Annotated in this window: 11 protein-coding genes and 1 tRNA gene; 7 read left to right on the top strand and 5 right to left on the bottom strand. The window is 59.9% G+C overall.

The annotated features are described in order from the left end of the window. Nucleotides 1-28: 28 nt before the first annotated feature. Both ACR0AO_RS08920 and ACR0AO_RS08915 read left to right on the top strand, forming a co-directional pair. Complete coding sequence (locus ACR0AO_RS08920) at nt 29-538, top strand: YHS domain-containing (seleno)protein (RefSeq protein WP_480602662.1); 510 nt, start codon at nt 29-31, stop codon at nt 536-538. A gap of 85 nt (nt 539-623) precedes the next feature. Further along, nucleotides 624-1,193 (top strand): carboxymuconolactone decarboxylase family protein, encoded by a 570-nt coding sequence (locus ACR0AO_RS08915; RefSeq protein WP_480602660.1) that lies wholly within the window; start codon nt 624-626, stop codon nt 1,191-1,193. 60 nt (nt 1,194-1,253) lie between these two features. Here ACR0AO_RS08915 and ACR0AO_RS08910 read toward each other — a convergent pair whose 3' ends face one another. The 3 genes from ACR0AO_RS08910 to speB form a co-directional block, all read right to left on the bottom strand. Next, nucleotides 1,254-1,406, bottom strand: coding sequence for a hypothetical protein (locus ACR0AO_RS08910; protein ID WP_480602658.1), 153 nt, complete (start codon nt 1,404-1,406; stop codon nt 1,254-1,256). Nucleotides 1,407-1,425: 19 nt separating this feature from the next. Next, nucleotides 1,426-2,997 carry a plasmid recombination protein gene (locus ACR0AO_RS08905; RefSeq protein WP_480602656.1) on the bottom strand — a complete coding sequence of 524 codons (1,572 nt, stop codon included), beginning with the start codon at nt 2,995-2,997 and terminating at the stop codon, nt 1,426-1,428. A gap of 359 nt (nt 2,998-3,356) precedes the next feature. Continuing rightward, nucleotides 3,357-4,394 carry an agmatinase gene (speB, locus tag ACR0AO_RS08900; RefSeq protein ID WP_480602654.1) on the bottom strand — a complete coding sequence of 346 codons (1,038 nt, stop codon included), beginning with the start codon at nt 4,392-4,394 and terminating at the stop codon, nt 3,357-3,359. A gap of 112 nt (nt 4,395-4,506) precedes the next feature. On the opposite strand from speB, the gene ACR0AO_RS08895 reads away from it, so the two are divergent. Beyond that, entirely contained in the window at nt 4,507-5,412 is a 906-nt protein-coding gene (locus ACR0AO_RS08895) for a LysR family transcriptional regulator (RefSeq protein ID WP_480602650.1), read from the top strand. A gap of 49 nt (nt 5,413-5,461) precedes the next feature. Here the strand turns inward: ACR0AO_RS08895 and ACR0AO_RS08890 are convergent, their stop codons facing one another. Next, entirely contained in the window at nt 5,462-6,400 is a 939-nt protein-coding gene (locus ACR0AO_RS08890; RefSeq protein WP_480602647.1) for a tripartite tricarboxylate transporter substrate binding protein, read from the bottom strand. 662 nt (nt 6,401-7,062) lie between these two features. Here ACR0AO_RS08890 and ACR0AO_RS08885 point away from each other — a divergent pair. From ACR0AO_RS08885 to ACR0AO_RS08870, 4 genes are all read left to right on the top strand, one after another. Continuing rightward, nucleotides 7,063-7,560, top strand: a complete 498-nt coding sequence (locus ACR0AO_RS08885; protein ID WP_480602643.1) for a hypothetical protein — start codon at nt 7,063-7,065, stop codon at nt 7,558-7,560. Nucleotides 7,561-7,716: 156 nt separating this feature from the next. Next, nucleotides 7,717-8,631 (top strand): GIY-YIG nuclease family protein, encoded by a 915-nt coding sequence (locus ACR0AO_RS08880; RefSeq protein ID WP_480602640.1) that lies wholly within the window; start codon nt 7,717-7,719, stop codon nt 8,629-8,631. A gap of 85 nt (nt 8,632-8,716) precedes the next feature. Next, entirely contained in the window at nt 8,717-10,948 is a 2,232-nt protein-coding gene (locus ACR0AO_RS08875; protein ID WP_480602638.1) for an AAA family ATPase, read from the top strand. A gap of 564 nt (nt 10,949-11,512) precedes the next feature. Further along, the gene (locus ACR0AO_RS08870; protein WP_480603158.1) at nt 11,513-13,213 is read left to right on the top strand and encodes a recombinase family protein; all 1,701 of its coding nucleotides are present in this window, start codon (nt 11,513-11,515) and stop codon (nt 13,211-13,213) included. Here ACR0AO_RS08870 and ACR0AO_RS08865 read toward each other — a convergent pair. Then, nucleotides 13,170-13,246 (bottom strand) — tRNA-Met (locus tag ACR0AO_RS08865). The two genes, ACR0AO_RS08870 and ACR0AO_RS08865, sit on opposite strands and share 44 nt — an antisense overlap. Nucleotides 13,247-13,260 lie beyond the last annotated feature (14 nt).

Below are 13,260 nucleotides of genomic sequence, written 5' to 3'. Positions count from 1 at the left end.
TCCTTCCCCCTGTTCTCTGGAGAAGAAAATGACCAATAGCACTCTGAAGTCGGTTTGTTTCTGGGCCGCCACTCTCGTTTCGTCTTCTGTCATTACACTGTCGCTTGCGACCTGGGTACTGGCTGCCGACGAATATAGCGTCACCAACAGCCTGACCCTGTCAGGCCAGCCACTGGGTATGCACGGTTTTGACCCTGTATCGATGTTTCATGGAGGGAGCCCTGAACAAGGCAATGCGGAATTCACCTCCCAGCATGATGGTGTGGACTACTACTTTGCCTCCGCGGCAGCCCAGTCCGAATTCGACGCCGACCCGGCGGCTCATCTGCCGCAGTTCGGGGGCTTCTGTGCCTTTGGCGTCTTCGTGGGCAAAAAACTCGACGGTGATGCCCGCTACGCCGACATTGTTGACGACAAGCTCTATCTCTTCGTGAATGCGGCAATTTTTGCGAAATTTCTCGAAGACAAGGCGGCGGTCATCGAAGGCGCCCAAGCCAAATGGCCCGGCATCGTCAATACCCCTGTGAGCGACCTGTAGTCAACAATTACCCCCCAAAAAAGAAAAGCGGCGGCGGGGGCCACAGCAGTGTCTGCCGCGCCCCTTGTCACTTAAGGAAACACCCATGACCCGTTTTAAAAAACACACCGTCGAAACGGCACCTGACGCTGCCAGGCCTATCTTGCAGGCAGCTCTGAAAGGATACGGGTTCATCCCGAACCTTTATGCTGCAATGGCCGAGGCCCCGGCAATCCTCGAAGGGTACATGAGCCTTTCGGCTATCTTCGGAAAGACCGGGTTGTCGGAAACTGAGCGGCAGATCATTCTAATGACCAACAATCGCCTCAACGGCTGCAAGTACTGCATGGCGGCACACACTACGCTCTCGCAGATGGCTGGAGTGGACGGAGACATAATTGATGCACTGCGCAATGACACTCCAATCGCTGACGCCAAGCTTGAGGCGCTTCGCCAGTTTGCCATTGCCATCAACGAAAACCGTGGCTGGCCCAGCGAAGCGCAGCTGGATGCATTCCTGGCGGCGGGCTATACATTGCAAACCGTGCTGGAAGTGATCCTAGGTACCGCACTGAAGATCCTGTCGAATTATACAAACCACGTTGCAGATACTGCGCTCGACGAGGCATTTTTGCCAAATGTTTGGGACGTAGATACCCAAAACGCAGCAGAATGACCGGATTTGGCGGGTAGTGATCTTGTCAGGTCATCTGCCCGTCAGACTGGATCTCCAGTATCAGAAAGCGGGCGTCTTCTCCTCCAACTTCAGCGTTGCAAACCAAGACCAGCCATAGGTTTCGAAGTTGTGAATGTCGGCATTGTCCCGGTAGTTAGCATTGAAGCTTCGCGCAGTGAGTGACTGATTTCCGCCCTTGTCGAACTCTATCAATCTGAGCGGCTCTCCGGAACTAAACCTCAAACCTCTCGCCTGGATCATTGCGCTGGAAGATTGCAGCAACCATTGGATCCTCCGGCAGGTCCAGTTTCTGCCGGCATTCTGCCAAAGCTTGCGCATCCCTGGCAATCGCCCTGCGATGCTCGTGCAGCGCATCCTCGATGATTTCCGCGATAATCTTCAAAAGGATCTCGAGGAGCGACATCGCCGGCGACAGCCGTGCATGCAGCTTGAGCGGCAGCGGCCGTTCCGGACCGCCGCGTGGGCCGGCCACCAGCCTGCCTCCACGCCCGTCATTGCCGGCCACCCAATGCAATTGATCACGGCGGATCAATTCCAATCCTAAAGAAATTGCTTCAACCCGCTTTTGAACAGCTCCCGCCCTTTCTTCCTGACCCTTTATCGATCTTTCCCTGTCCTCAACCTCCTTCTCCCGGCTCGCCAACGCTTTTTCTCTTTCCCTGACCTCTGCCTCCTTCTTTTTCATTGCAATATATTCTGCCGCAAGGCGGCTCTCTTTTTCTGCCAAGGCCTTGGCCTGCGCTTCCAGCGCCTGCTCTCGCACTTCCAGCTGGGTCTCGAACCGAAGGTTCGCCAGTTGCTCTTCCGCGCGGGCTTTGGCACCGGCCTTGCGCGCAGCGTATTGCTTTGTGGTCAGGCGCTCGTGGCCCGGTCCCTTGCGCAGAAGCCCGCAGGGCCTGCCGACCGCTTCGTAGTAGCGGTCTTGAAAGCGTATCATCCCAGCATCAAACGCTTCCTTTTCAGGGTTCTTTTCTTTCCGCTTCTTCCGGGCGGCATGCAGATGCCGCCCGTTCTCCTTCTTCCACGCCTCGAGCTTTTTGGCATTGGCAGCTTCCGCCCTGGCGCAGGCTTTCTCCCATTCAGCCAATGCCCGTTCATGTTTTGCCATATTCTTTTTCTGGGTGACCCGGTTCTTGCTCGGGCGCGGCTTCTTTGGTTTCCGCGGCTTCGGCTTCAATTCTGGCTTCGGCAGGGACGAGAGTGTCCGCGGCTTCTCATGCCTGGCCCGGTAATCCGCCGCCGCCACTTTGCCGGCGTGCAGCTTGTTGGCATCCAGCCGCGGATCGTTCATGTTCAGCGCCAGGATGTGCATATGCACATTCGCCTCATCCAGGTGGAACGTCGCAGCAAACTGGATACCCCGCGGCATCCGTTTACGGAAGTCCTGCAAGGCAAGGTTCGCCCATCTGTTGATCACCGGCTGGTGCTTTTTCCGGTCTGCCAGAAACTCGCGGGCTGCAATTGGATGAGAATGAACTTCTGTGTACAAGGTCGGCGCATCAGAACGCAGTCTGCGGGTGTAGCTCTTGCCGGACGACGCCGTAACTGTTTCACGTATTTCACAGCAGCGCCGGTCATGCAGCGCCTGCAGTTCGCTGATTGGGATGGCGCCGAGACTCAGAACCGGAACCGGCGCACGCGGGTTCTCTATATGCTTGCAATAGTGCAGGTACCTCTGCGCTTCCTCGAAGACCTGCTGAACGGAGTTAAGCTGATCTTTCGTGCCCTTCACCAGCTTCGGCTTCCGGGTATAAGTTTCGACGTGGACGTATTGGTAGGCCATGAGGCGGTACTCCTTTTTTCATTGGGTACGCGGCCTCGGCGAAAACGCAAAACGCGGATCCGCCTCAGAAACTCTTCATTTTGAGGATAAGCTATTTTGCCATATAGTTTTTCTGTCTCTTTGGGCAGCTTAGACAGGCGCACAAATGCGCGGGAAAGCTCCCCAAAGAGACAGACTATAGGTAGCTGAAGCTACCTCGTCTGCCCCTTACGCCGGGGAGGCGCTCCAGCAGCCCTGCGGGTGCTTGCGCGGCCGGTTCCCGGCCTTGCACTTGAAGAACTTTCAGGTGGCTTGTTTTGGTTTGAGTTGCCTGCTGGTGTTCTCTGGAACCTGTCTTCCGGGAGGACTGATCCAGTGCTTCACCGTTTCTTTTCCGATGCAGCAAAGCTGAGAATGCAAAGCAGTTCCCACAGGATCGTTGCCGCGACCAGAGCGGTGTTGCCCGACCGATCGTACGGCGGAGAAACCTCTACCACATCCGCACCAATCAAGTTCAGTCCCTGGAACCCCCTGATCAAAGCCTGGACCTCCCGCGGCAGCAGCCCACCAATTTCCGGTGTTCCGGTTCCCGGCGTGAAAGCCGGGTCGATACTGTCGACATCAAAGGAGATGTAAGTGGGACCTGTGCCAACAATGCTGCGGGCCTCCGCCAGCACATTGTCCAAGCCCATCTGGTAGAACTCCTCGATATGGATCACCCGCATGCCACTGTCATAAGAGAAGTCCCAATGTGGTTCCGCGCGGCCCCGGATGCCGATCTGAACCGTGCGTTCCGGGTCCAGGACACCCGCCAGGACCGCATTGCGAAACGGCCCGCCATGGTGAAAACGGGATCCGTTGAATGGCCCCCCGGTGTCGGCATGGGCGTCAATATGGATCAGTCCGGCAGGAGCGTCGCGGCCGATAGCCTTGAGAATGGGATAGCTGATCGAATGATCACCGCCGACTGACAGCGGCATGACGCCTGCGTCTGCGACCGTTTGGTAATAGTCTTCGATTTCCTGAGTTGCCTGTTCCAGATTGTAGGTGCTCGCAATCGGCACATCGCCGCAATCGGCGAAACGCGCCAGCGTACCCGGAATGACTCCGGTTGCATGGTTTTTAGGACCCGCAGCCAGAACCGACAGTTCCCGGACCTGCTGAGGCCCGAACCTGGCACCAGGCCGGTTTGTCACCGCCAGATCGAAGGGCACGCCGAGCATCGCGATATCAAGGCCGGCGAACCCGTCCTGCAGCGGCGTACGCAAAAACGAGGAAATCCCCGCATAAGGGGCAACATGCTCCCTTTTGTCGCCGCCATGCGCCACTCCGCTGTCCAGATAAGCCTGAAGAGCCTGGTCGTTGAGATCGGATTTTTCCGCCAGCGCGCGCAGGCGGTCGAGGTTCATCGCGGTCATAAGGTTCACTTCCCGTCCAAGTTTTCCGGCAGGTTCAGATTTTCTTGAAAAAACCACTTTGATAAATTCAAAATATACAAATCATACTTTACTACTGCCAAAGGAATGCGCCGTGCTGAGCCTCCACGAAAACTCGATCCGCAAGCTCAGGGTGTTCGTGACGGTTGTCGACTGCGGCGGGTTTGCTGCCGCGCAGAGCGTTCTGAACATGTCCGCGGCCACAATCAGCATCCAGATGAAAGAGCTTGAAGAGCAGCTGGGCATGACCCTGTGCCAGCGCGGCCGCTCAGGGTTCCGGATCACCGACCAGGGGACAGCGGTCTATGAGGCTGCTCAAACGGTTCTGGGGGCTTTCAGCAATTTCAACCTCGCCGCCGCAGAGATCCAGAACCGGCTGGTCGGAGAGGTGAAGATCGGCCTGCAGGCAAATATGGCCACCAATCCCGCCTTCCGCCTGCCGGAGGCGGTCCGCAAGTTTCAGACACGCCCCAACAAGGTAACCTTCCGACTGGAGGAAACCCGCTCCGCCGATCAGCAAAGCCGCACGCTGGACGGCCGCTATGATCTGAGCATCGGCTTGTTTCCTGCCCGGATACCGGGTCTGGACTACACCCGGCTGTTCACTGAGCGCGTTGCGCTTTATTGCGCCTGCGCTCATCCGCTGTCGCAGATCACCGATGAAAGCCGCCTGCTTCAGGAAATTGGCAGCCATGCCATGGTGTCCTCCGGCACCGCACTGGAGCAGGTCCTGGAGAAACCTTCCGCCCTGCCCTCACCGTCTGTGTTCACTGAGGACATGGATGCAGCCATGCTGTTTGTTCTTTCGGGACAGTACCTTGGGTTCCTGCCGACGCATTTCGCACAGATATGGGAAGACAAGGGGATGGTCTGCCCAATCCTGCCCGGCAGGTTCGCCACAGAATTGGAATTCCACTTGATCACCAGGCGCGGCGGGCGGGACAACAAGGTCGTGGATGTCTTTATTTCCGATTTGCTGGATGCACACAGCGCTGAATAGCGTAGCAGCGGCAGAGCCTTTTCGCCGCGCCGCTGCAGAGTGATGCCCCTCACTCGGAGGTCAGCGCACTGAAGGTTTCAATGTCCCGTTCGATCAGTGCCTCTGTTTCGGCACGGTTCTTCCAGTAAATCTGGGCGCCATTTGTCTGCACGTAAGTTTGCGCCTCCTCGCTCTGCATCGCCCGGACAGCGGCCGCTTCGATCTTGGCGATGATGTCCTCCGGCGTTCCCTTGGGGACAAACAGACCGTTCCACAGGACGATATCCAGAGAGGGTGCGATTTCCGAAACTGTGGGAACATCAGGGGTCAGAAACACCCTCTCGTCCGTAACGCTGGCCAGCACCTTGATCTCGGACAGGCACGGCGCAACAAGTGCTGCCACCGAATTCATGACATCCACATCGCCGGACGCCAGCGTATTGCAATCCAGCGCGTCATAGGCGGCCTCCGAGCCGAACTCAAAGCCCAGTTCTTCAGCGAGCCCGAAGGTGACATGGGTCGGCACCAGCCCGGCACCGAAATGGCCAAGCGTGACATCATTCTCCCGGGCATAGGCCGCCAGTTCTTCCATTGTGTTGTAAGGTGCATCCTTTCCTGCCACGATCAGAAAAGGATAGGTCATGAAGACGCCAACTGGAACAAACGGGTTCGGAGACAATTCCGGAATGCCAAGCGTGGGTCCGACCACCGGCACCCCGATAACAAAAGACCCGACGGTGTACCCATCGGCAGGCGCCGCCGCCACGTCCAGCGCACCGGGAAACGGCCCGCCGCCGCCGCCCGGCTTGTTCACAACGGCCGCAGGCACGCCATACAAGTCCTGGAACTCGGTTGCGATCATCCTGGTCAGCACATCTTCCTCTCCTCCCGGAGGCCACGGAACAATGAACGACACGGGTTTTTCGGGGTAATCGGCAAATGCCGCGGGTACAGATCCCACGCATGCGGTGAGGGCAATTGCTGCCAGTTTCAGCATCGGATTTTTCATGGTCTACTCCCTTGCCACAGAGCCCGGTTTCTGTGCTGCGCGTCACCTGCCGGCAGCGTTGGAAGCCGGAAGCAAAGCGAAAGGCTCCACTGGCAGCTAAGAGAGCATGCTGAATTAGGTTGAAAAATTAAAAAGAAAGAAACTTCACTTTCGAAATTTTGCGAGTATCACCCATGGCACCTGGCTCTGACGTGTCCACGAATATAGCGATTTCCGCAATTGGTCTTCGGTACAAGCTCAAGAGTGCTGTGGACCAATTCGGCCGACTGGTCTGCCGGACACGCCCAACCGGGAGCTTCGGGTGACTCCTGGCTTTGGGTTTTCTGGTTCTCAGAAAAAAGAGCAAATACGACGTAAAAATCAGGGTCGTTACTTCTGATCTCCGCTTCCCAAGTTGGCATCCAAGCCAATCTCGATCAAACGCCGAATAGCTTCATTTTCTGACTGCAAGCGATTTTCGAACCTGAAGTCGGCAATACGTTTTGCCTGTTCTTCTGTCAGATTCACAAGTTTCTTTACTGGGTAGACTGTCTGCTTGGCCATAGGACACCATTAAGCGATATGCAGCATATTGACAATGCTGCATATAACGCATATGCTCAATATGCGGACGGTAGAGGTGTCGTTACCACCTTACCGTCCTAATCACACTGACCTCGGCTATGGAGACCAGCATGACTACCATCCCCGTTATCACGCGCCCCGGCGCGGCAAAAGCCCTGTGGCCGGCATCTGCCGCAAATGACAGCCCCACCTTCATCACCCGCACCTTCGACACGCTGACCAAAGCAGTGGATGAAGCCCTCGAACTGGAGCGTGATCTGTCGCACGCTCTTTCGTGGGATCCCGCATCCACCGGTATCCAAGAGGCCGCAGAAGCCAAATGGCAGGATTGCCTTAAACTCAGCGGCGACATCCTGACCGCACAGATGGTCAGTGCCGAAGATTTGCCAATGCAGCGCATGAGCATGCTGCTGCACTTTCTGATCGAATCTGAGAGCCTGGACGAGGCACTTCGATTCCAGCAGCTGATGCATGAGCACCGGGACCTTTTCACTACCGATGATCCCGGTGTCCGCGAAGCGCTGAACCGCGCGGCGCGGCAAGTCGACGCCGTGGTGGAGATGGCAGTGACAGCTCCGGATTTCGCGCCGGTCTGATCCGCCCAATCCCTTCCTGACACAACCTGACCTGGCCACCGCAGCGGATCTCTCCGCCTGCGCCCGGCCGCGTCATGCCCAATTCCAGATTTTCCCGGCAGGTGCCCCATATGCGGCGCCTGCCCTCTCTCCCGCCTTGCGCAAACGGAGTTCTCAATGACCCATACATCAACCGCCACGTCCGCCGCCTTCCCGCTCACCATTCACCCCCACTGGCGCGCCGCCGCCGAAGCTAAGGGCTTCGGCATCCTGCAGCGGGTCAAGGACCGCTATCACCTGCTCCTGTCCTGCCACACCTGCCGACGGACACATGCCAGCAAGATCTTTGTTCTTATGAACAGCCAGCCGCAGTGCCCGCACTGCATTCAAGACCGGTGGCAGACCGACGCTGTGGCCGCAGGTTTGAAGTGGGCAGGCCGCGATCCGGAAGACCGTCACTATGCCCACTATATCGCCCCCTGCGGCCATAACTTGCGCCGGCAATTTGAGATGGTGAAGCGTGCCGCCGAAGGCGTCTGCGACGTACGGTGCGAACTCTGCCAGCAGCATAAGGAGCAAGAAGAAGCCTCCGCGCAGGGTTGGGAGCTGATTGGACCGGATCCGAACAGGAACCAGAACTACCGCCTGTACCAGCATCAGGCCTGCGGCCATGTTCAGCGGATTGCCCGTGCCAACATGCAGACTGGCCGGTTTCAATGCAGCAACTGCGGCGAGGGCTGGAGCAGTGCGCCAAGCTTTCTCTACGTCATGCAGCTTAAACTCGCCAATGGCGCCAAGCTGATCAAGCTGGGCTACAGCCGCGATCCCGTCTCCCGCCTTTACCACCAGATTTTGAGGAGCAGGGAGACGGAGGCGCAGGTCCTGCGGACAGTTCCCATCAGCTCCGGCCACACAGCTGTGCAAATTGAAAAAGGCCTGCATGCGCGGTTGAAGGCAGAGCACCCCGACAGCGTCGCGCCGCCAGACCTCTACGCCGGTGAATTGAGGGTCAAAAGTGAGGTCTATTTTCCGGATGTGTGCCAAGTGATCTTCGCGATGCTCGACGCCATCCAAGCGGAAGAAGACAGCTAAACGCCCCTACCCTTCAATTTTCAACGTTTCCCGCCCGGTTTCACCGGGCGCCCGATCCCTTTTGCCTGTTCACAGGAGGCTTTCCATGAACCAATCCAACCACTCCCCCGCGCGCCCTGATTGGTGGCAGTTCGCCGAAGACTGCGCCCGCCGCTATCATCTCTACTGCGAAGAGCTGCAGCAGACGCGGCGCAAGACACTCAAAGAAGACGCGCCAGCCGACGGTGCCGACACCGAGGAGCCGCTTGTGTCCACGCCCACGGAACAGCCCCATTCTTTGCTGCAGCATCTGAGCGAGCACCCGAACGCGCGGCATCTGCCGCCAGAACTCTGGGAACACCTGGAGCAGGAAGGCGCCGACCCATTTGCCTGCGATGAGACAGGTCGCTGGCTGCCGCACACAGACCTGCCGGCCGACAAGCTGCTTCTTCTGCTGCGGATCGCCGCGGCCTTCGGCTCCCTGGCTGCGGTGGACACGCAGCTTGCCCGTGGCGCCGTGCTGATCCTTCGCAACGTTCCTGCCTCCGGGTTTTCCAACGTGGAAAACCTCCTCAACCACGCCCTGCTGCCGCCGGGCTGGCAGGCCTATGATGCCCGGCGCCAAGTGCAACTGAACCAGCGCGTGACCCTCGCTGTCCCCAGTGCCCGCGATGGTGCGATTGAACAGCAACACATTGATGAGCTGCACGATCTGATCATCAAGGGTCTAGCGCACAGCCAGCCTTTGTGGATCTGCCTGCCGGATGAGATGGCACTGCCGTCGCCGCTGGTGGCGGAGCACTGTCATCAGCTGGCATTGCCGCAAGTGGACGCGGATTTTCTGATCGCCCTGCTGCGCCAGACGCACAGCCGCACGGGCCGCATCGATGAAGCCGCCACCCGCGCCGCGCTGCCCCCGAACGGCCAGTTGCAAGAGCTCTCCACCGCCGCACTCTCATTCGCCCTGCGTGCGCCCACAGCGAAGAAGATGGCTCAGCGCCTGTCCCAGGCACTTACCGCCCCGGCAACGCCGGAACCCGAAGCCGGAACACCACCAAGAGAGATCACCGGCATCGGCCCGACCTATGACACCGCCCGGCAACTGGTTGCAGACCTGCGGCTCTGGGCCGAAGGCGACGTGGCCTGGAATGAGATCCCGCACTCCTTGCTGCTTTTTGGCCTGCCGGGCACCGGCAAAAGCCATCTCGCCCGCGCGATGGGCCGGAGCGCCGCTGTCAATTGCGTCCAAACAAGCTGCGCGGAATGGCAAAGCGCCGGTCATTTGGGCAACCTGCTGCTAGCGATGCGAAGAAGCTTCGAAGACGCGCGGAAGAATGCGCCCTGTATCCTTTTCATCGATGAGATCGACGCGATCAGCTCGCGCACCAGCGGCGACACCCACGGCAGCAGATATGGATCGCAGGTGATCGCTGGTCTCCTGGAGCAGATGGACCGCATCGGTCTGGAGGAAGGGATCATGGTGGTTGGTGCCTGCAACCACCCGCAGCACATCGACCCCGCGGTGCTGAGAGCCGGGCGGTTTGACATCAAGATCGAGATGCCGTTGCCAAGCATGGCGATGCTGCAGCACCTCCTTGCTGAGCGGCTGCAGGACGCGGTCCAAGAGGAGGATTTGCAGCAGCTGGCACGGGACTGCATTGGCAAGACCGCCGCCGACGTGGACGCCGCGGTGCGCTCTGCCCGCAGTGAAGCCCGGCACAGCGGCTGCCCGCTCGATCTGCAGCTTCTGCGCCGCCATCTCGGTGTCAGGGAGCTGGAGGAGAACCACGGCCTGCTTTACCGCATTTGCGTCCATGAATGCGGCCATGCCATCGCCGCCTGGATCTTCGGAGAGGCGATCACGCAGGTCCGGGTTGCTGCCGCAGGCGGAACAATCGAACGGGATGTTCCCCCGAATCCGGGTCTGGCGTCAGATTTCGACCGTCAGCTCTACGTCCATCTCGCGGGGCGGGCGGCGGAGCGGCTCATCTTTGGGAATGTGTCCGCGGGCGCTGGCGGCAGCGCCACGTCCGACTTGGCACAGGCTGCGCGGATTGCGTTGGCAGTGGACCACGAGCTGGGACTCGGCGCCTTCGGCAACGGCTGGTTTGGACCGCAGGATCCAGCCCAACTTGCAGAACCCGACCGCAAACGCCTCCGTGAGAAGCTCGACTACGCGGAGGACCACGCACGCGCGCTGCTGTACCCCCATCAGCAGCTGCTGCAGGACATGGCTGAAGACCTGGTGCAGAAACGAGAGTTCGATGCCAAGGTGGTCCGGTCCTGGCTGCGCGACGTGCCGCGCAAAAATGGCCCAGAGCAGGTCCTGGACCAGTAGATGCGCCCGCCAACCAAGCCGCGCCGCCGCCGCGAGGTTTGCACAATTCTTATGTGCAAACTTCCGCGGTGCAGGCTCCGGTTGGTCCAAAATCCGGATAATTCCCTTCCGGAAAGGTTTTGCCCACGCGGCAAACGCCGCCGGTCCGGCCGCAACGGCGCGCACCTCAGCTCTCCGCCCCCCGCAAACCACCCCAAAAGGCTGGTTGTCCACATAAACCCGGCCCCGGGGCGGCATCTCCCCCCTTTCACGGGGCCCGCCGCCCTCCCGCACCCGCTATAATGAAGCCAACAGCCGGCGGAGCAGTACCCCGCCAGACCAGCATCATCAATAAATCGCCCCGGGCACCGGCCCGGGAGCGGCGGGAGACCTCGGCCGATGGCACGGGACCAGAAGAGCTATGTCAATTGCCAGGAGACAGCCTGTCTCTCCGGCACATCTCAGACAAACGGCCGGGCCGACTGCGCGGACCCGCTTCTGCACATCATCCAGCTCCTCGCCCGCCAGGCTGCCCAGGAAGACATCGCGGCGCAGAGGAGCCAACCGCCTTCGAAGGAATAATCCATGAATGCAACACCCGGTCTCCGCGCTGCCATCTACGCCCGGTACTCCACAGACAAACAGAAAGACACATCGGTCGAGGACCAGATCCGGCTGTGCCGCCGCCTGTGCGAACAGAAAGGGTGGCAGGTGAAGGAAGTTTTCACCGATCACGCGCTCAGCGGCAAGAATGCCCTGCGCCCGGGATACCAGCGCCTGATCCAGGCAGCCGAACGCGGCGGGATCGACGTTATTGCCGCCGAGAGCCAGAACCGGCTGTCGCGGGACATGGCGGATTCCGCAAGCCTGCTGAAGCGCATGAACTTCTTCGGAGTCAAGATCCACACGGCTTCAGAGAATGAGCTGGATGACATGAAGGTCGGGGTCGGCGGGCTGGTGTCCACCATGTTCCTCAAGGACCTGGCCCAGAAGACACGGCGCGGGCTGGAGGGGCGCATTGCCAGGGGCAAATCTGCTGGCGGGATTGCCTACGGCTACCGGGTGAAGCGTGAGATCCTGCCCGACGGCACACTCAGCACCGGCGACCGGGAGATCGAGCCAGACGAGGCCGCCGTCATCACCCGGATCTTCCGGGATTACGCAGACGGCCTTTCCGCGCGCTCAATCGCTGCCGCGCTGAACGCCGAAGCAGTGCCTGCTCCCCAGAGCGGCAAGGGCACCGGAGTCTGGAACCCCTCGACGATTGCCGGGAACATCAAACGCGGCACCGGCATCCTGAACAATGAGCTCTATATCGGACGGCTGGTCTGGAACCGGCTGACCTACGATACCAACCCCGACAGCGGGAAACGACTGTCCCGCCTCAATCCGCCCGAAGACTGGATCACGGAGGATGTCCCCGGCCTGCGCATCATTGATGATCAGCTCTGGCAGGCGGTGAAGACGCGCCAGGGGGAAGTGCGGCAGGCAATGAACCCGGCAGGCGTTCTGACGGAACGGCCCCGGCTGGAACGCGCGCGCCGCCCAACCTATCTGCTGTCAGGCCTCCTGCGCTGCGCATGCTGCGGCGCCAGCTACACGCTGATCAACAAGACGCGCTACGGCTGCGCAGGTGCCCGCAACAAGGGTGCTGCGGTCTGCACCAACCGCGCCACCATCGGCCGGGCAGAAGTGGAAGAGCGGGTGCTTTCCGGGCTGAAGCAGCGCCTGCTGGCACCGGACCTGCTGGCGCAGTTCGCGGAGGAATACCGCAAGGCGTTCAACGACGCCGCCGCGGGGGCCTGCCAGGACCGGCAGAAGGCCGAACACTCCCTCAAGAAGGTGGAGAGCCGGATCTCAAACATCCTGACCGCTATTGAGGACGGCATGTATACCGCCTCAATGAAGGACAAGATGTCTGAACTGGAGAGGGAGAAGGCCCGCCTGAAGGCGGTCATCGCGGACAACCCGGAACCCCCTGCTCTGCGGCTTCACCCGAGCCTGTCGGCGCGGTACCGGGAGCTGATCGAAGATCTGGCTGGGTCCCTGAATGCACCAGAGGTGCGGCGGGAGGCAACGGCGTCGCTGCGGGCTTTGATTTCGGAGGTGCGGATGGTTCCGGACGCTGACGCGCCGGGCGGTCATCAGCTTGAACTTGTTGGAGAATTGGCAGGTCTGATGTCTTTGGGGGCGGCGGAATCGAAGAAGCCCCCGCTTTTTGCGGAGGCTTGGTCGGAAACGCTGGTTGCGGGAGCAGGATTTGAACCTGCGACCTTCAGGTTATGAGCCTGACGAGCTACCGGGCTGCTCCATCCCGCGACACTTAGTGCTGG

Source organism: Ruegeria sp. AF8 (genome assembly GCF_056541825.1).
This window is presented reverse-complemented; position numbering and strand designations above follow the sequence as displayed.

Coding starts and splice junctions, on each gene's coding strand:
- ACR0AO_RS08905 (WP_480602656.1), bottom strand. CDS start 2,997: ATGGCCTACCAATACGTCCACGTCGAAACTTATACCCGGAAGCCGAAG.
- ACR0AO_RS08885 (WP_480602643.1), top strand. CDS start 7,063: ATGGAGACCAGCATGACTACCATCCCCGTTATCACGCGCCCCGGCGCG.
- ACR0AO_RS08920 (WP_480602662.1), top strand. CDS start 29: ATGACCAATAGCACTCTGAAGTCGGTTTGTTTCTGGGCCGCCACTCTC.
- ACR0AO_RS08870 (WP_480603158.1), top strand. CDS start 11,513: ATGAATGCAACACCCGGTCTCCGCGCTGCCATCTACGCCCGGTACTCC.
- ACR0AO_RS08915 (WP_480602660.1), top strand. CDS start 624: ATGACCCGTTTTAAAAAACACACCGTCGAAACGGCACCTGACGCTGCC.
- speB (WP_480602654.1), bottom strand. CDS start 4,394: ATGACCGCGATGAACCTCGACCGCCTGCGCGCGCTGGCGGAAAAATCC.
- ACR0AO_RS08880 (WP_480602640.1), top strand. CDS start 7,717: ATGACCCATACATCAACCGCCACGTCCGCCGCCTTCCCGCTCACCATT.
- ACR0AO_RS08875 (WP_480602638.1), top strand. CDS start 8,717: ATGAACCAATCCAACCACTCCCCCGCGCGCCCTGATTGGTGGCAGTTC.
- ACR0AO_RS08890 (WP_480602647.1), bottom strand. CDS start 6,400: ATGAAAAATCCGATGCTGAAACTGGCAGCAATTGCCCTCACCGCATGC.